This window comes from Moorella naiadis (nom. illeg.), assembly GCF_051020825.1.
Classification (GTDB): domain Bacteria; phylum Bacillota; class DSM-521; order Neomoorellales; family Neomoorellaceae; genus Neomoorella; species Neomoorella naiadis.
Window position 1 is genome coordinate 1 of the sequence record NZ_JAXGFQ010000015.1, and the last position, 15,297, is coordinate 15,297.

Sequence of the window (15,297 nt, forward strand, 5' to 3'; positions counted from 1 at the left end):
CATTTTTGATGTCAAAGAGCGATTGCGTACCTGGCATGAGTTAGTTATTTTGGGGTTCTTGCACCAGAATCATAGCAGATTTATTGGTTATTACCCTCTAACCGAGCAAGCAGGTAGTCGTTAAAATGATCAATCTCTTGGCAAATCTTGTCAAAATACATCTTCGGCAGCCATCCTTCATCTTGGGCAAGGCCATGCACAAGGACAACCATGGCAAGGGTCGATAAATCTAATCCCATAATCGGGAGCAAATCACAGGTTTTGGCGTGTACCCATTGGAAAAAGCTGGTATTGAGGTAAACAGTATTAATCCCCAGCCGAAATCCAAAATCATAATGCCCCCGGGAAAATTTGAGCAACGCCAGCTCATCCACGGCTTTAAAAGCTTTTTTTCTATCACGCTCAAGCCGGTGAATGGCTGGCAATTTTTGGATAACCCTTATGCCGCATCTGCCAACGAAGCGGGTCACGGCTGCCATCGTTGTAAGTGCCGAAGCCTTACCACGCAGGTCCCAAAGAATCGCATGCAATAGTACTGGACAACTTTTCACGCCTACCCGAACACACCAGGGCACCTGTTCCCTCTCCCACCGGTCACCCCGGCTAATATCTTCCTGGAGAGTAGGTAGTTCCTCAAACCGTGGTCCCCAGCTTAACTCCCAGTCCGAGTTGGCTGGGGAGTTTTCCTGTGATAAAATATACATGACAATTCTGTTACCTCCTTCGGCCCGGCTACGAGCAGCCGGGCGATTTTATGTGTTAGAGACAGAAACTCCTCTGCGCGCTGACGGCAAAAATTTTTCTGCCGTCCCGCCCGATTGCCCGTCATACAGGTCTCTACTTCAGCCGCCGGATTTTTTCTAGGGCAGGTTCTTTTTGCTGAACGCTGGCCGCCTCCTGAGCCTCCAGCCAGGCCAGTAAAGTCGAACGCCTGAAAAACACCCGCCGCATCCCTGCCGGCCGGACATGCGGGATCAGCCGCCGCCTGGCTAAGTCGTAAACCGACCATTCCGACATGCCCAGAATTTTTGCGGCTTCCCCGGCGGTGATCGTTTCGCGCAGCGCCTGATGGGAATTATCGCGTGATTGCATCTCCTTTGCCCTCCTCCCCGAAAAGCTCATTTTCCGGCACACCCAAGGCTTCCGAGAGTCGTTTCCTCCAGCCTGGGAACGGCTTGACAATTCCCCTTTCTATCCGCCCGATCTCTATCGGATGTATGTTCGACCGCTTGCTCAGTTCAAATTGACTCCATCCCCGTCGTCTGCGTTCGTCGCGAAGACGGCTCATTTTCTTCACCATCCCTGGTCTTGACTTTATCCCCAATATACAGTACTATGTAGAAAAAGGTCAATAATACCATACGAACGCATACGAACGGAGGTCTGCGCATGCTCCAAGTTCAGGTAACCTTAAAAATGAAGCAGCCGAAATGCCGTGCCCGCGTGGAGTTGCGGCCAGCTCCGGCAGAAGCTTATCAAATGAATTACACGGGGCTGGAAGAACTTCGCACGCTAAGGAAAACGCTTTTTAAAAACCCCCGGCTGAAGGAGGAATTTAAAGAAAAACTAAGCTGGATCGAAGCGCTTTTACACTTTGCCGAAAAAAACGAGGGACCCATCTTTTGGGAATACATAACGTGGGAAGATCTGGGCGAAACGGTTGAACTAGGGAAACAGTTTACGGACGAGATGGTTTTGCTGGCGCTGAAATTCGTTCAAGACGAATGGTTTAGAAGGGAAAAGGCTGATGACACGCCGGAAAGTCGAATTCGTCTCCTGGTTCAAAGTAACTTAGCCAGGAGGGAGTTGGCCGAAGTGGTCGCCGAGTTCTGCAACAGGTGGGGACCGCTTTTCAAAAAGAAGGCTGCATCCTGGCTTGAAATTGCCCAGAGGCTTGCGCTTTTGTCCTGGGCCGCCCTTTGCTGGGGGTACCAGCCGGGGCAGACCCCATTGCCGGATGACGTTTTGGACCGCGTTTTAATCGTTCCTCTTCAGCGAGTACAGGAAGCATACAACGTACTGAAAAATCGCGAAAGATCTCAGTTTTATTTCGGAGATTCCGAATTTGAGCTTATGCTTCAACAAAAAATAACAGCGCTTGCGGATCGTGAATGGAAGTACATGACAGTCAACTACGCCGGTTACTTTTACTTTGTTCCGGAGGTTGAAGAAATACCCGAAACCGAAGATTTCAGGATAATTCTACGGTCAAAATTTCCAGACTGGAAAAAACGCGACAAGGTTATTTCATGGGTCAGGCGGGAGGTCTTGGCAAACGTGAAGAGAACCCTAAACGATGTTGAGTACAAGAGTTACGTTGACGCCCAGGGAAACCTGCGCCTCATTGGCCAGCCCAAAGATGCTTTTTCTCTGGCGCTGCTCCGGATCATCTGGAGCGGCGGCGGGCTCAGGAAATGCGCCTGCGGCTGCGGCCTGCACACGTTTAATAAGTGGTACCACCCCAGCCACCAGCGCCGGGGCCAGGTCAAGCAAAATGTCCTTGCCTACTGGCGCACTCAGAAGAATAGGGGGAGAATCTCCGGGCAAGAGTACGAGCTGATCAAGGACGAAATAAACCGACTTTGGAGCGAGGGAATCCGAGAAAAGGATAAACTGAAAACGGAAATAGAAAAATTTATCGCAAAGAAAAACTATAAGGGAGGGTCTAATTAATGGCCGGATGGGTTGAAAGGCGCGGCGAAAATTCCTGGAGGCTCAATGTGCCAGGCGGGACCGGGCCGGACGGAAAGCGCAAGGTCTACCGCAAGACCGTAGAGGCTACCAGCAAGCGCCAGGCAGAAAAGCTCCTGGCCGAATTCGCGGCCGAAGTGCAGAAGGGCCTCTATGTCGAACCGAGTAAGCTAACCCTTGCCGAATTCGCGGAAAGATGGCTCAAGGATTATGGGGAGGCCAATCTTGCGCCGAAAACGCTGTTTCGCTATCGGCAACTGCTCGCGTCGCGCATACTGCCCGCCTTGGGGCACCTCAAGTTAGAACAGATCAAGCCGCTTCACCTGCTGGAGTTCTATGCCAATTTACAGGAGGCCGGGATCAGAACAGACGGCAGGCCGGGGGGCTTGTCTGAACAGACCATTTTGCACCACCACCGTCTAATTTCGGCCATGCTCCAGGATGCCGTTGAGTGGCAAATAATCCCCTTTAACCCGGCCTCCAGAGTAAAGCCGCCGAAGGTCCCGAAGAAAGAAGTAGCCTGCTATGATGAATGGCAAGTTGCTGCGCTCCTGCAAGCACTGGAGGGAGAGGAGTCAAAATATAGGGTCATGGTTACTATGGCCTTGTTTACCGGCCTCCGCCGGGGTGAATTGCTGGGCCTAGAATGGAAGCACGTCAACCTTGATGATGGCACCCTGGAGGTCCGCCAGGCCGCCCAATACCTGCCGGGCATGGGAAACTTCGTGAAGGCTCCCAAAACGAAGGGATCAGTCCGCAAACTATCCTTGCCGCCCTTCCTGGTGATGCTGCTTCGCCAGTACCGAAAAGAGCAGCTTGAAGCGCGCCTTAAGGTCGGCGATAGGTGGCAGGATTCAGACAGGTTTTTTACAACATGGGATGGGCGGCCCATGTCCTCCAATACGGTCAGCAATTGGTTCGGTAAATTCCTGAAGCGCCACGGGTTACCTCCTCTCCCGTTCCACGGCCTACGCCATACGGCGGCCACCATGTTGATCAACCAGGGCTTGCAGGCTAAAAATATTAGCAGCCGCCTTGGTCACAGCACCATTTCGATAACTATGGATTTGTACGGGCATTACCTCAGAAGCGCCGATAAAGAAGCGGCGGACCGCCTTGAGCAGGCTTACCAACATATGAAAAATGGCAGCAAAAAGGGACAGGCTTAAAAACCTGTCTTTTCACTTTGCGTTTCATTGCTTCCGGTTGTTCCTGTTTGCTCCCAAACTGCTCCCATTACGCTAATTTCGTTGATTTCACTGGAGATGACAAACGCCGCAAATGCTTGCGGCGTCTAACTTTTCTTGGAGGCGCGGGCCGGATTCGAACCGGCGAATAGCGGTTTTGCAGACCGCGGCGTTAGCCTCTTCGCCACCGCGCCAGGATATAAAAATGGAGCGGAAAACGGGATTTGAACCCGCGACCCCCGCCTTGGCAAGGCGATGCTCTACCGCTGAGCTACTTCCGCTCGCTCATTGCATAGGAGATTATAGCACGGGCTGCCGGTCCTGTCAAGGTTTAACCGTCGCTTTTTCCCGTCAGGATATACTCCAGTTCCGCCTGGACGGCCGGGTTGGCCAGGGCGAAGACCAGATCCCCTTCCTCCAGGACGGTATTACCGCAGGGGACAATGGCCGAATCTCCCCGGACAACAGTCACCAGGATACACTCGTTCGGGAAGGGGATGGTCTTAATCTTTTTCCCCCGGACGGGGGCCTCGGGACCGAGCTTGAACTGGATCATCTTGAGATCCTTAATCCCCTGCATCCACATGGCAGCCGTGGCGTCCATATCCACCCTTTCTTGGATAAGCCCCAGGATTAGGGAGGCCGGGCCGATGACCTGGTTAACCCCCAACCAGCGGAAGAGCTTTTCATTACCCGGGTTATTGACCAGGGCCAGGGTACGTTGGGCCTTAAACTGGCGTTCGGCCAGCTGGCAGATGACCAAGTTGTCCTGGTCGTCATCGGTTACGGCGACCACGATATCGGCTTTTTCGGCGCCTGCTTTTTTAAGAAAGTGGGCACTGGTGCCATCACCGATGACTACCTGCAGGCCGAGTTCCTGTTTTATTTTCTCGCCTTTTTCCTGATCGTTTTCCACCAGGACGACGTCGCATCCCCAGGCAGCGCACTGTCTGGCCACCTGGAAGCCTACTTTACCGCCACCTACAACTACAACCCTCATGACCCAACCCCTTTCTTATATATCTATTCGCCGCCGCGGCCGCTCTTCCTTCCATAATTACACGATTAAATTTATTTCCATGACACCGTTACTGCAAGCACCGGGTTACGCCCCCTGGTAACCCTGGCCGGATTAGAGGTTATCCCGGCTTTACGACCGGCTACCCTTCGTCCCGCCGGGGAATAAGGCCTCCGGCTGGCTGGAATAAGCAGGAGAAGAGGGAGGGATTTTCGTAAAGGTCCAAAACAGATGTTCGACTAATCCAGGTAACCATGGTATCCTAAAGCTGTCCGAAGGGAGGTGAGAAAAATGCCAGTCGTCAACACTCCGGTGGCTTCCAGCATGCAACTACGGGTCCAGACCGGTACCGACGCGAATGGCAAGCCCCTTTACCGGGTGCGAACCTACAACCGCGTTAAATCGGCTGCTACCGACCAGGACGTCTACGACATCGCCCAGTCTTTGGGCGGGTTGCAGGTCCACCCCGTCAGCACCATTAGCCGTACCAATGAAGGCGACCTGAGCGCCGGCGCTTAGGCTGGCCGCAGGGTGTCCAGGTGCGACCGGCGGCTTTTTCCCTGGCCGCCGGTTGGCACCGGGAAAAGATCCGGCCCCCTGACCACACTGGTCAACCAATAAGGGGAATGAAAAGGGGAAAGGAGGTGAACCCTTATGCCGACCAAACGCCTGGAACTGATCTTCCAGAATGCTGCCGGCCGCCGGACCACCCTAGCCGTCCAGGATCCCCGGGAAAACCTTACCGAGGCTGAGGTCCGGGCTGCTATGGAGCTGATCCTGGCCAGGAACATCTTTACCTCGCCCGGTGGTGACCTGACGGCTATCACTGGGGCCCGCATTGTCACCAGGGATGTTACCGATATTATCGCTGCTTAAAACCTGCCGGCCTCCGGGGCTAATTGCCAGAATATCCCGGAGGCCGTCCAGCTAAAGGTCGTGAGGCGGCCATCGACTATGGGTGAGGTGATTAATATGTACCAGATCCGGCCGGTTACTTTCGCCCGGCAGCGCCGGGGACGCTGCGATTGCTGCGACCGCCAGCAGGTCCTGGCAGGCAAAATTCTGGTCCTGGAAGGCGCTAACCTTATCGGCGACCTGGTCCTATGCGGCGAGTGTGCCGCCGCCCTGGCAGAACTCCTGGATCACAGCCGGGAAAGAGTAACCCGGGAATGGACCTTTGGCAACGGGCCATTGACCCCGGAAAACAACCCGGATAGCCAGGATGACCGGGAGCAAAATTAGGGAGGGGATTGGCTATGGAAAACTTTTGGGTGCAGATTGGTAATTACGGATTCCCGATGGTGGTTGCTTTTTACCTTTTGGTCCGCATCGAGAAAAAGCTCGATGACCTGACGATAGCTATAAACGAGCTGGCCCGAACCCTGAAACCCCCCGCTTGAATTGCCGCTATCCCGAACCGTGATAAATCCCCTCTTGATCATCGAATGTATGTTCCCATATAATATGTTTAAAAGGTAGGAGGTGGAATCCTTGCCAGCTAATTGGATCCAGCAAGGTCTGTGGCTAAAATTAAACTGCCTGGTGCCGGTCTACGGCAGCGGCGATGATGCCGGCAACTACACCGAGGTCTGGCTCGATGACGGCCGGATACTCCTTGACCGCCGCCGGACGAAGACTGTCTTGAAGGCCCTGGCCGCCCATCTGGGAGTATCCTGGCGGCAGGAATATACTGCTTGGTCCCGGGAAGGCCGCAGTCACCTGGCCCCCATTGTCCTGGGACCGGAAATGGTCCTTATACCTTTACGCCTGCGCCGGCCCCGCAGCCGCGATGAAGGCGGGACAGGCTACCTAGTCGGCAGCAAGGTAAAAAGTTATGAGCCTTATGCCGAAGGCTTCTTTCGCACCCGGCTGATCCTCCCCGGTAACCAGGTCCTGCCTTGCCTTTTAAATATGGATACCCTGGCCCTGCGCCTGCTGGACGGCGAAAGGGCCCTCCAGCGCCGCCAGGAAACCTTTTATAAACTAACTGCCAGCGGTACCGTCCTGTATGAAAAAAATTGCTGCCTGCTGGTAGAACCCGGCGGCAATACTATCCCCGTGCAGATGATGGGCCGCGAGGGCAACGTCATAATCCTCCGCCGGGAAGATAAATTCAGCCCCCTGTGACTGCAGGGGGCTGCTTTTTAAGTTTACTCATACCGCACCAGATGTTTTAGCGCCTCGCTGTATTAATGAAGTTCGCCCGTCTTTAACTCTTATGTTCCTCGGCACGAATTATTTTCATAACTGATTTGCTAAATCTCTCAAAATCAACCAGCCGGTTAGTGATAAGCTCATATAATCGTTCGGGTGATATTTCCTGATAACCATGGACCAGACGATTGCGAAAACCTACCATAGCGGTATAGTTATCAAAATCGTCAGTTGAAATGGCGCCATTTTTTTCTAATACCCGCAGAGCATCCCGGGCATCGGCCGGAGGATAGTTATACTTTTTAGCAACTATATGGTAAGCTATATCAATTACTGCTTCAATAGCTGTTTGTAAAGCGTATTTGACGCCCCTTAATTTCCAGGGATCATTAAGAATCTCTTGTCGTTCCGAAGTTTTTACCAGCTCTTCGATAGCGCTTACTTGCCCACGGATATAGGCGATTTTCTGCAGGACCCGTTCCTTATCTATAGCCACAACTTACACCCCCACAATCATCTTGAGCGCTTCCCAGTAACGTGGGTAATTTTCGGCGTACTGGCGGCTTGTTTTTTCAATGAAATCGCTAACTATCAGCGGCCGGCCGTTATAAATCAAGCGACCGCTTTTTATTACCTTGAAAGCGAAAATGCTGTTTATTATATTTAAGGGTACAACATCAAAAGGATGGCCGTTAAGCCTGGAAAGGCGGTTGGCTATACTATTGGCTATCCTTTCGTAGTATTCCTCCGGCGGCCCGGCAAGAGGGTCTATGACCAGCCCGATATCAATATCACTATCCGGACGGCATAACTCCAGGGCTGAACCGAACAAGTAAGCCCCGGCTATTTCCTCCCTGGACTTCAGAGCCGGGGTAACAGTTTTTGCTATGAGGTCGGTAGGGATTCTGATCATCATCAATCACCCGGTCCCTATACATACATCACAGGGTTCGCCCCCGGTTATAGCCAGGAGCTGCTCCACCGTTACCGGCGCTGCCGAACGGGGGCTGCCGGCGGCTATGTAAACCACCGGGAAACGCCTGAGGCTGGCGTCGATAAGTACCCCTACCGGCTGTTGCAAGGCGAAGGGACAGACTCCGCCCAGCGGGAAGCCGGTGATGGCCGCGGTAGCTTCCGCATCAGCCATCTTCGCCTTGCCTTTAGCAACCAGGTGCTGTTTCAGCCAGCTCTGGCTCACCTTCACGTCCCCGCAGGTGACTACCATCACCGGCTCTTCGCCGACGAGAAAGAGGATGGACTTGGCTATTCCATACATCATTTTCCACTTTACGAATTATAGTACCATAAAGCCCGGCTTATATCAACCTGAATATACGCTGCTTGTTACCAGACTATGATATTGTTATAGTGTAAGCGGACTGAGAAAAATGTCAGTATGACTGGAAAGACTTTTTTTGAACGAAAAAGAAGCTTAAATTCGAAAGGCGCGAAAGCCTGGTCATGAACAGTTAGCTTTTTTGAACCAGGATCGATAATTTAGACGCTACTTGGATAGCATTGGCGTCCCTGTCGTCGTTATCATCGTTGTTCGCCTCGAAGCTACTGGGTTTCAGATAAACATTTCTGTATAATTTGACCAACATTCTCTAAAATAGGAATATATTTACTTCCATCCTTACACTGCCGATCCGTTTAAAATCGTTGCTGAAGTTCATATTATACCGTCATGACGAAATATATTATCTACAATATTTTTTCCTTCATATTTCTCGTTTTTTCTTAGTAAATCTACCTTATAGCCTTTCCAAAATAAGATACTGGGATATATCTCCTGATCAGAATCGAGAAAAAGCTGGACGACCTGACGGTGGCCATCAATGATCTCGCTCGGACCCTGGAGAAGGGTACCTGATCGGGTCGGACCTCGTAACGGGAGTACCGTACTTACTTCTGATGCGGCAGGAGGAATTTCGCCTGTTCCAGAATAAATGTTCCGATATAATAAAAGCAAAAAGAAGGTGATGCCAGGAATGGAAGCGAATTGGATCCGGCAGCGTCTCTGGGAGCATTTAAATTGCCGGGCAGGATCGGAAAGGCGACAGACGAAGAGGCGAGGGATTATTTGTTTAATCCCTCGCCTCTTTTAGCTTCCTGCTTAAAGTAACTTTAATCCCCAAAATTTTTTAACCAGCAGGAAAAAGAGGATGACTGGCGAATACTAATTACAAATAGTAATTCCTACTATAAGGAGGAACTTAATAATGACGGCGATTGGTCAGGTTTACAAGTGCAGTGTTTGTGGCAATATCGCTACCATCCTGCATCCCGGCACCGGGGCCCTGGTTTGCTGCGGCAAGCCTATGGTCCTCCAGGGTGAAAACACGGTAGACGCTAGCCAGGAAAAGCATGTCCCTGTAGTGACAGGTGTGGATGGCGGTTTTAAAGTAACTGTCGGCAGCATCCCCCACCCCATGGAAGAAAAACACTATATCGAGTGGATCGAACTCCAGGCCGGTGGCCAGGTACTGCGCCAGCACTTGGAACCTGGCGACGCTCCCGAAGCGGTATTCTGCACTACGGCCGGCCAGGCCACGGCCCGCGCTTACTGCAATCTCCACGGCAACTGGCAATCAGTATAGGGGGAAGGAATTAAAAGGTAACCCTACCACTCGGGCAACCCCCAAGAGCAATAAAAAGTGTCGCCGGTTGGTGCCAGCAAGGGATGGTAGCCGTTGATCGCAACCTGCTACCCTATAAATAGCGCTCTTTACCATTTTCATCCTTCTGCGGGTGCCAAGGGGGCGGCATGGACCTTTTGTGAAGGAAATCGGCCTTTGAACTTTGGTATAATATGCACCTCCTGGCGGGGTGCTATCACCCCGGGCGAAATTTAGTTTTGAAAGGGGCAGATGCTTGATGGAAAAGTACACTTGCACGGTCTGTGGTTATGTTTATGACCCTGAAGAAGGTGATCCCGATAACGGTATCGCCCCGGGAACACCCTTTAACGAGTTGCCGGATGATTGGGTTTGCCCGGTATGCAGCGCCGGCAAGGAAGCCTTTGAACCGGAGGAGTAATTGAATATCTAGTATCTCGGTAAAGACCTTCGCTTTTACTGCTGCGTAAGGTTGCTGACAGTTTGGTTGTAGGCTTATAGTTCCAGAAAGGAGAACCGCTAATGCATAAATGGCGTTGTTCCGTTTGCGGCTATACTTTTGAAGGGGAGATTCCGCCAGATAAATGCCCGGCTTGCCAGTCGGTATGCAGCTTTGTCGATGCCAATTGCTACATTCCCGACTGTGGCGGCGGTACCGTATAAACAACTAACAACCTCACGGTGCGGCCGCCGTGCATGGACCCCTTAAGCTGGCGTCTGATCCGGAGGCCCTGGGGGGACGGCGGCACCGTCGAGGTTACATTGAGACACGCCGGCTGCCGGCCTTATGGAACAGAGCAGGGCGGTAGCCCCCTGGCATTGAATTAGTGCGGGCTTTCTGCCTGCGAAGGAGGGTCTATCGTGTTTCGCGCCAGCGAGGTTTTTGAATTTGCCCGGGCCATCGAGCAAAACGGTCGCACCTTTTACCAGAACATGGCCGCCGGCGCCCGGGATAACCAGGTGCAGAAGCTCTTTCAACGCCTGGCCCGGGAAGAAGCGCAACACATCCTGGATTTTGAACGTCTGGCCGCCAGGGTAGCGGCCTATGACCCACCGGAGACTTATCCCGGGGAGTATGCCGAATATATGCAAGCCCTGGTTGATAATAATGTCTTTCCCCGGGAGCTGAACCCCGCGGACCTGGCCCGGCAAATCAGCAACGATCAAGACGCTCTGAAACTGGCCATGGGTTTCGAAAAGGATTCACTGCTCTTTTTCGGCGGGTTGAAAAAGTTGGTACCGGAAGTGGAAGCAGCCCAGGTGGACGAGCTATTGCGCCAGGAAAGACGCCATCTGTGCGAACTGCATAGCGCTTTGAAGAGTCTGTAAAAACTGTAGCCGGGGAGGAACCGCCCGGTATTAGCGGGCAGGAATGTTAGCGGCACTCGCCTAAAGATTACGGCGACCATGCTATCCATCTTGAAGTGGAACCGAGCAAAAATATCTGCGGTCTTATCGTTAGTACCAGTGTTGCATGCTCTTGGCTGAATGTTCAAAGGCAGAAGTAACGTAAGGCACGCTGGGCAACGCCTAGTATGATTTACCCGGCAGGCGGGAGCGCCGGGATGGGCAACAAAGAAAGGATTGGGTGAGGCGGTGTTAGTACTGGGTATTGCCGGCAGCCCCCGGCGCCAGGGGAACAGCGAACTGCTGCTGGACGCCGCCCTAGCAGGGGCGGCGGAGCAAGGGGCGCGAACGACAAAGATTATCCTGACTAGCCTGCAGGTTAATCCCTGCCGCGGTTGCGATTACTGCCGCCGTGGCCGTTGCATCCAGCGCGATGATATGGATTCCCTGGCTACCCTCTTTGCCGGGGCGGGAGCCCTGATTATCGCTTCACCCATCTTCTTTTACGGGGTAACAGCCCAGCTGAAGGCCCTGATCGATCGTTGCCAGGTGTTCTGGAATCGCCGTTACCGGTTGGGCGAGCCAATTGAGTGGGTCGGGGGTACTGGCCGGGGTGCCCTGATTGCCGTGGGCGCCACCCGGGGGGAAAAACTGTTTCTGGGTTCGATTTTAACGGTCAAATACGCCTTTAAGGCCCTGAATCTGGACTATAGCCGGGAACTGCTGGTACGTGGCGTTGACGAGCCGGGCGCCGTCCGCCAACACCCGGACCAAATGGAAGCCGCCTTCCGGCTGGGCCGGGACCTGGTTACAACTTAATCCTCGAGGCGGCGCACCCTGTAAATCTTTTTATGATAATCCTTGGCGGAGCGATTGGCTCAAACAACCCGCGGTACAAGCTGCGGGTTTTCTTAACTCAAGGGCACCGATTATATTCCTTTTTTACCAGCAGCCGAGTAATGCAAAAAATGCCAGCAAAAAAGTGAAAGTGAGGGCCCGATTGGCTATGGTGAGTTTAAAGGGTAAAAACCAGCTTATAAAACCATAAATCGCTATTGCTAATTATTACCGCTTACGATATATAATAGTCAAGAAAGGTCAAAGGCACGGTGGTGCCATGTTAGCGACATAGGCGTCTGACTTGAAGCACATAGCTGGTATCTCACGGGTATAGTACTGGGTTAGCTGGACAAGGTCTAATTTTAAACGATAGGAGGAATAATTATGGCCAAGGCAGTAGGTATTGACCTGGGTACCACCAACTCGGTGGTCGCGGTTATCGAAGGCGGGCAACCGGTCGTCATCGCCAATGTCGAGGGCGCGCGCACGACGCCCTCGGTAGTGGCCTTCAAAGAAGGTGGCGAAAGGCTGGTCGGCCAGATCGCCCGGCGCCAGGCAGCTTTGAATCCCGAAAATACCCTGTATTCCGTTAAGCGCTTTATCGGGCGTAAGTTTTCGGAAGTGGGCGACGAACGCCAACTGGTCCCCTATAAGGTCGTGGCCGGGCCCAACGACGCCGTACGCTTTGAGATCCGGGGTAAAAAGTACGCGCCGGAAGAGATCTCAGCCATGGTTTTAAAGAAGCTGGTCGACGACGCCGGCAAATACCTGGGTGAGAAGGTCATCGAAGCGGTAATCACCGTGCCGGCCTATTTCAACGACGCTCAGCGCCAGGCTACCAAAGACGCCGGCAAAATCGCCGGCCTTAAGGTCCTGCGTATTATCAACGAGCCCACTGCCGCCTCCCTGGCCTACGGCCTGGACAAAAAGGCCAACGAGACCATCCTGGTCTTTGACCTGGGCGGCGGCACCTTTGACGTTTCCATCCTGGAGGTGGGCGACGGCGTTTTTGAGGTGAAGGCCACCAACGGGGATACCCACCTGGGCGGCGACAACTTTGATAAAGTCATCGTCGACTGGCTGGCGGAAGAGTTTAAAAAAGACTACGGTATTGATCTGCGCCAGGATAAACAGGCCCTGCAGAGGTTGGTGGAGGCAGCCGAAAAGGCCAAGATTGAGTTGTCAACCCTGATGGAGACCCAGATTAGCCTGCCCTTCATCACCGCCGACGCCAGCGGCCCCCGACACCTGGACACCAAACTGACCCGGGCCAAATTTGAACAACTGACCCATCACCTGGTAGAACGTTGCCGGGGGCCGGTACAAGCCGCCTTGAAGGATGCCAAATTGACGGCAGCGGATATTGACGAGGTTATCCTGGTGGGCGGCTCCACCCGCATCCCGGCGGTACAAAAATTAATCCGCGAACTGCTGGGTAAAGAACCCAACCAGGGAGTTAACCCGGACGAAGTCGTTGCCGTCGGGGCGGCCATCCAGGCCGGGGTCCTGACCGGGGATGTGAAGGATGTCGTGCTGCTGGACGTGACGCCCCTTTCTCTGGGGGTAGAGACTCTAGGCGGGGTGATGACGAAGATTATCGAGCGCAATACCACCATCCCGGTGCGGCGCAGCCAGGTTTTCTCCACGGCCGAGGACAATCAACCGGCGGTTGATATCCACGTCCTTCAAGGCGAGCGCGAACTCGCCCGGGATAACCGTTCTCTGGGACAATTCAAACTGGAGGGCATTGCCCCAGCGCCGCGCGGTATCCCGCAGATTGAGGTCACCTTTGATATCGACGCCAACGGCATTTTAAATGTCAGCGCCCGGGATAAGGCCACAGGCAAGGAACAAAGGGTGACCATCAGCGGCTCGACCAATTTGGACAAAGCCGAGATCGAGCGCATGGTCCAGGAGGCCCAGGCCCACGCCGAAGAGGATAAAAAACGCCGGCAGGAGGTCGAGGCCCGCAATGAGGCCGACAGCCTGGCCTACCAGGTGGAACGGGAGTTAAAAGAACAGGGTGAAGAATTGCCGGTGCACGAAAAAGCCCGGATTGAACAGCTCCTGGCCGACCTGCGGGCGGCTTTAAAGGAAAACGCCCCCCTGGAACGCATCCGTTCCCTGCACAGCGATTTACAGCAGGCAGCCTATTCTTTAGCAGCCGCCCGGGTCAAGGCGGCGCCGGGAACGGGACGGAGAACAGCATCTGGAACCAACCCGGGAACTCCCCCCGCCGGTAATGATGATGTCGTTGACGCCGAATACGAAGAGAAATAGAAGCTAAATAAACGGAGGCGGTCCCCCATGGCGGCGACCTACCAGGATTACTACCAGATACTCGGCGTCAAGCGGGAGGCAACCCCCAAGGAGATTAAAGCCGCCTACCGCCGGCTGGCCCGCCAGTGGCATCCTGACCTGCACACGGGTAAAGAAAAGCAAGAAGCCGAGGAAAAGTTCAAGCTAATCAACGAAGCCTATGCGGTGTTGAGCGATCCGGAAAAGCGAACCCGCTACGATCGCCTGGGGGCCAACTGGCAGGCCGGCCAGGATTTCCAGCCGCCGGATATGGGCGACATCCATTTTTATACCAGCGCCGGTTTCCAGCCCGATGCCGGGAGCGACTTCAGTGATTTCTTCAAGACCCTTTTCGGCGACCTGTATTTTAATCCTGCCGCCGTCAGGAGCGGCCCGGGCCGCCGGCGCCGGCGGCCGGCCCGCGGCCCTGATGTAGAAAGCGAGCTGGCCATCACCCTGGAGGAAGCCTACCGGGGCACAACCCGGGATCTGGAACTGGCCGGGGAAGCCCTCTGCCCGGATTGCGGGGGGATGGGGGTTACCGGTAGGGGCCAGATCTGTGCCCGGTGTGGCGGTACCGGCAATCTAAGTAAGACCAGAATCCTGGCCGTTAAGATTCCTCCCGGTATCCAGGACGGGGAACGGATCCGCCTGAAGGGTCAGGGCGGCCCGGGCCGGGACGGGGGCGGAGCAGGCGACCTTTATTTGCGCGTTCGCCTGCTACCCCATCCCACCTTCACCGTCAAGGGCCGGGATGTGGAAACCGGCTTGACCCTGCGGCCGGAAGAGGCCGTCCTGGGAGCCAGACTCCCGGTGCCGACCATGGATGGCCCGGTAGTCGTAACGGTCCCCGCCAACAGCCGTAGCGGCACCAGGCTGCGGTTGCGGGGCAAGGGCCTGCCGACCCGGGACGGCCGGCGGGGCGACCAGTATGTGCGCCTGACTATCGACATCCCGGCTGAGTTGACGGAGGAAGAAAGGAGCCTGTACCGGCAACTAAAGGAATTACGGCGGAGTGGAAGCAAATAATGATCCTGGTGTGTCTTTATTAGCACCAATCGTCTCCCTGTTATTAAAGGATAGCCGTCCCTCAACCAGACAACACCAGTACAAATAATAAATAAGAACAGCGATATGATAAGCT

22 protein-coding genes and 2 tRNA genes are annotated in these 15,297 nt (G+C 54.0%); 15 read left to right on the forward strand and 9 right to left on the reverse strand.

Annotation, left to right across the window (positions count from 1 at the left end; translation table 11 throughout):
* Positions 1-80: 80 nt before the first annotated feature.
* The 3 genes from SDD30_RS10500 to SDD30_RS10510 form a co-directional block, all read right to left on the reverse strand.
* Positions 81-704, reverse strand: coding sequence for a hypothetical protein (locus tag SDD30_RS10500; RefSeq protein WP_434074874.1), 624 nt, complete (start codon positions 702-704; stop codon positions 81-83).
* Positions 705-837: 133 nt separating this feature from the next.
* On the reverse strand, positions 838-1,092 hold the full coding sequence (locus tag SDD30_RS10505) for a helix-turn-helix transcriptional regulator (protein WP_434074875.1): 255 nt from the start codon (positions 1,090-1,092) through the stop codon (positions 838-840).
* Entirely contained in the window at positions 1,076-1,300 is a 225-nt protein-coding gene (locus SDD30_RS10510; protein WP_434074876.1) for a helix-turn-helix domain-containing protein, read from the reverse strand. The genes SDD30_RS10505 and SDD30_RS10510 overlap by 17 nt, the downstream gene beginning before the upstream one ends.
* An 89-nt stretch (positions 1,301-1,389) precedes the next feature.
* Between SDD30_RS10510 and SDD30_RS10515 the strand changes: the two genes are divergently transcribed.
* Both SDD30_RS10515 and SDD30_RS10520 read left to right on the forward strand, forming a co-directional pair.
* A complete protein-coding gene (locus tag SDD30_RS10515; RefSeq protein WP_434074877.1) occupies positions 1,390-2,673 on the forward strand; it encodes a hypothetical protein in 1,284 nt (427 codons plus the stop codon).
* The gene (locus tag SDD30_RS10520; RefSeq protein ID WP_434074878.1) at positions 2,673-3,860 is read left to right on the forward strand and encodes a tyrosine-type recombinase/integrase; all 1,188 of its coding nucleotides are present in this window, start codon (positions 2,673-2,675) and stop codon (positions 3,858-3,860) included. Before SDD30_RS10515 ends, SDD30_RS10520 begins: the two co-directional genes overlap by 1 nt.
* Before the next feature lie 136 nt (positions 3,861-3,996).
* Here SDD30_RS10520 and SDD30_RS10525 read toward each other — a convergent pair.
* The 3 genes from SDD30_RS10525 to SDD30_RS10535 all read right to left on the reverse strand — a co-directional run bounded on the left by SDD30_RS10525 (position 3,997) and on the right by SDD30_RS10535 (position 4,878).
* A tRNA-Cys gene (locus SDD30_RS10525) sits at positions 3,997-4,072 on the reverse strand.
* Between the two features lie 12 nt (positions 4,073-4,084).
* Positions 4,085-4,159 (reverse strand) — tRNA-Gly (locus SDD30_RS10530).
* A 50-nt stretch (positions 4,160-4,209) separates the two neighbouring features.
* Complete coding sequence (locus tag SDD30_RS10535; RefSeq protein ID WP_434074879.1) at positions 4,210-4,878, reverse strand: potassium channel family protein; 669 nt, start codon at positions 4,876-4,878, stop codon at positions 4,210-4,212.
* A gap of 309 nt (positions 4,879-5,187) precedes the next feature.
* Here SDD30_RS10535 and SDD30_RS10540 point away from each other — a divergent pair, with 309 nt between their 5' ends.
* From SDD30_RS10540 to SDD30_RS10560, 5 genes are all read left to right on the forward strand, one after another.
* Positions 5,188-5,415, forward strand: a complete 228-nt coding sequence (locus tag SDD30_RS10540; RefSeq protein ID WP_434074880.1) for a DUF1659 domain-containing protein — start codon at positions 5,188-5,190, stop codon at positions 5,413-5,415.
* A 135-nt stretch (positions 5,416-5,550) separates the two neighbouring features.
* Positions 5,551-5,772 carry a DUF2922 domain-containing protein gene (locus tag SDD30_RS10545; RefSeq protein ID WP_434074881.1) on the forward strand — a complete coding sequence of 74 codons (222 nt, stop codon included), beginning with the start codon at positions 5,551-5,553 and terminating at the stop codon, positions 5,770-5,772.
* Between the two features lie 78 nt (positions 5,773-5,850).
* The gene (locus tag SDD30_RS10550; protein ID WP_434074882.1) at positions 5,851-6,138 is read left to right on the forward strand and encodes a hypothetical protein; all 288 of its coding nucleotides are present in this window, start codon (positions 5,851-5,853) and stop codon (positions 6,136-6,138) included.
* Between the two features lie 14 nt (positions 6,139-6,152).
* Positions 6,153-6,296 (forward strand): YvrJ family protein, encoded by a 144-nt coding sequence (locus SDD30_RS10555; protein WP_434074883.1) that lies wholly within the window; start codon positions 6,153-6,155, stop codon positions 6,294-6,296.
* Between the two features lie 91 nt (positions 6,297-6,387).
* Complete coding sequence (locus SDD30_RS10560; protein ID WP_434074884.1) at positions 6,388-7,023, forward strand: hypothetical protein; 636 nt, start codon at positions 6,388-6,390, stop codon at positions 7,021-7,023.
* Positions 7,024-7,105: 82 nt separating this feature from the next.
* Here SDD30_RS10560 and hepT read toward each other — a convergent pair whose 3' ends face one another.
* The 3 genes from hepT to SDD30_RS10575 are packed head-to-tail and all read right to left on the reverse strand — an operon-like array spanning position 7,106 to position 8,329.
* Positions 7,106-7,546 (reverse strand): type VII toxin-antitoxin system HepT family RNase toxin, encoded by a 441-nt coding sequence (gene hepT / locus SDD30_RS10565; protein WP_434074885.1) that lies wholly within the window; start codon positions 7,544-7,546, stop codon positions 7,106-7,108.
* A 3-nt stretch (positions 7,547-7,549) separates the two neighbouring features.
* Positions 7,550-7,966, reverse strand: coding sequence for a nucleotidyltransferase domain-containing protein (locus SDD30_RS10570; protein WP_434074886.1), 417 nt, complete (start codon positions 7,964-7,966; stop codon positions 7,550-7,552).
* A 3-nt stretch (positions 7,967-7,969) separates the two neighbouring features.
* A complete protein-coding gene (locus tag SDD30_RS10575; RefSeq protein WP_434074887.1) occupies positions 7,970-8,329 on the reverse strand; it encodes a YbaK/EbsC family protein in 360 nt (119 codons plus the stop codon).
* A gap of 504 nt (positions 8,330-8,833) precedes the next feature.
* Here SDD30_RS10575 and SDD30_RS10580 point away from each other — a divergent pair.
* The 8 genes from SDD30_RS10580 (at position 8,834) to SDD30_RS10615 (ending at position 15,182) form a co-directional block, all read left to right on the forward strand.
* A complete protein-coding gene (locus SDD30_RS10580; protein WP_434074954.1) occupies positions 8,834-8,923 on the forward strand; it encodes a YvrJ family protein in 90 nt (29 codons plus the stop codon).
* 349 nt (positions 8,924-9,272) lie between these two features.
* Positions 9,273-9,650, forward strand: coding sequence for a desulfoferrodoxin (locus SDD30_RS10585; protein WP_434074888.1), 378 nt, complete (start codon positions 9,273-9,275; stop codon positions 9,648-9,650).
* 277 nt (positions 9,651-9,927) lie between these two features.
* A complete protein-coding gene (gene rd / locus SDD30_RS10590) occupies positions 9,928-10,089 on the forward strand; it encodes a rubredoxin (protein WP_434074889.1) in 162 nt (53 codons plus the stop codon).
* Positions 10,090-10,190: 101 nt separating this feature from the next.
* The gene (locus SDD30_RS10595; RefSeq protein WP_434074890.1) at positions 10,191-10,331 is read left to right on the forward strand and encodes a rubredoxin-like domain-containing protein; all 141 of its coding nucleotides are present in this window, start codon (positions 10,191-10,193) and stop codon (positions 10,329-10,331) included.
* A gap of 198 nt (positions 10,332-10,529) precedes the next feature.
* Positions 10,530-10,997 (forward strand): ferritin-like domain-containing protein, encoded by a 468-nt coding sequence (locus SDD30_RS10600; RefSeq protein WP_434074891.1) that lies wholly within the window; start codon positions 10,530-10,532, stop codon positions 10,995-10,997.
* A gap of 267 nt (positions 10,998-11,264) precedes the next feature.
* Positions 11,265-11,834, forward strand: coding sequence for a flavodoxin family protein (locus SDD30_RS10605; protein WP_434074892.1), 570 nt, complete (start codon positions 11,265-11,267; stop codon positions 11,832-11,834).
* Between the two features lie 405 nt (positions 11,835-12,239).
* Positions 12,240-14,135: a molecular chaperone DnaK gene (gene dnaK / locus SDD30_RS10610; protein WP_434074893.1), complete on the forward strand. Its 1,896-nt coding sequence runs from the start codon at positions 12,240-12,242 to the stop codon at positions 14,133-14,135.
* Positions 14,136-14,162: 27 nt separating this feature from the next.
* Entirely contained in the window at positions 14,163-15,182 is a 1,020-nt protein-coding gene (locus SDD30_RS10615) for a DnaJ C-terminal domain-containing protein (protein WP_434074894.1), read from the forward strand.
* The last annotated feature ends 115 nt before the right edge of the window (positions 15,183-15,297 follow it).

Excerpts from the sequence above, each read along its gene's own strand:
- SDD30_RS10500 (WP_434074874.1), bottom strand. The coding sequence starts at position 704 with ATGTATATTTTATCACAGGAAAACTCCCCAGCCAACTCGGACTGGGAG.
- SDD30_RS10505 (WP_434074875.1), bottom strand. The coding sequence starts at position 1,092 with ATGCAATCACGCGATAATTCCCATCAGGCGCTGCGCGAAACGATCACC.
- SDD30_RS10510 (WP_434074876.1), bottom strand. The coding sequence starts at position 1,300 with ATGGTGAAGAAAATGAGCCGTCTTCGCGACGAACGCAGACGACGGGGA.
- SDD30_RS10515 (WP_434074877.1), top strand. The coding sequence starts at position 1,390 with ATGCTCCAAGTTCAGGTAACCTTAAAAATGAAGCAGCCGAAATGCCGT.
- SDD30_RS10520 (WP_434074878.1), top strand. The coding sequence starts at position 2,673 with ATGGCCGGATGGGTTGAAAGGCGCGGCGAAAATTCCTGGAGGCTCAAT.
- SDD30_RS10535 (WP_434074879.1), bottom strand. The coding sequence starts at position 4,878 with ATGAGGGTTGTAGTTGTAGGTGGCGGTAAAGTAGGCTTCCAGGTGGCC.
- SDD30_RS10540 (WP_434074880.1), top strand. The coding sequence starts at position 5,188 with ATGCCAGTCGTCAACACTCCGGTGGCTTCCAGCATGCAACTACGGGTC.
- SDD30_RS10545 (WP_434074881.1), top strand. The coding sequence starts at position 5,551 with ATGCCGACCAAACGCCTGGAACTGATCTTCCAGAATGCTGCCGGCCGC.
- SDD30_RS10550 (WP_434074882.1), top strand. The coding sequence starts at position 5,851 with ATGGGTGAGGTGATTAATATGTACCAGATCCGGCCGGTTACTTTCGCC.
- SDD30_RS10555 (WP_434074883.1), top strand. The coding sequence starts at position 6,153 with ATGGAAAACTTTTGGGTGCAGATTGGTAATTACGGATTCCCGATGGTG.
- SDD30_RS10570 (WP_434074886.1), bottom strand. The coding sequence starts at position 7,966 with ATGATGATCAGAATCCCTACCGACCTCATAGCAAAAACTGTTACCCCG.
- SDD30_RS10575 (WP_434074887.1), bottom strand. The coding sequence starts at position 8,329 with ATGATGTATGGAATAGCCAAGTCCATCCTCTTTCTCGTCGGCGAAGAG.
- SDD30_RS10585 (WP_434074888.1), top strand. The coding sequence starts at position 9,273 with ATGACGGCGATTGGTCAGGTTTACAAGTGCAGTGTTTGTGGCAATATC.
- rd (WP_434074889.1), top strand. The coding sequence starts at position 9,928 with ATGGAAAAGTACACTTGCACGGTCTGTGGTTATGTTTATGACCCTGAA.
- SDD30_RS10595 (WP_434074890.1), top strand. The coding sequence starts at position 10,191 with ATGCATAAATGGCGTTGTTCCGTTTGCGGCTATACTTTTGAAGGGGAG.
- dnaK (WP_434074893.1), top strand. The coding sequence starts at position 12,240 with ATGGCCAAGGCAGTAGGTATTGACCTGGGTACCACCAACTCGGTGGTC.
- SDD30_RS10615 (WP_434074894.1), top strand. The coding sequence starts at position 14,163 with ATGGCGGCGACCTACCAGGATTACTACCAGATACTCGGCGTCAAGCGG.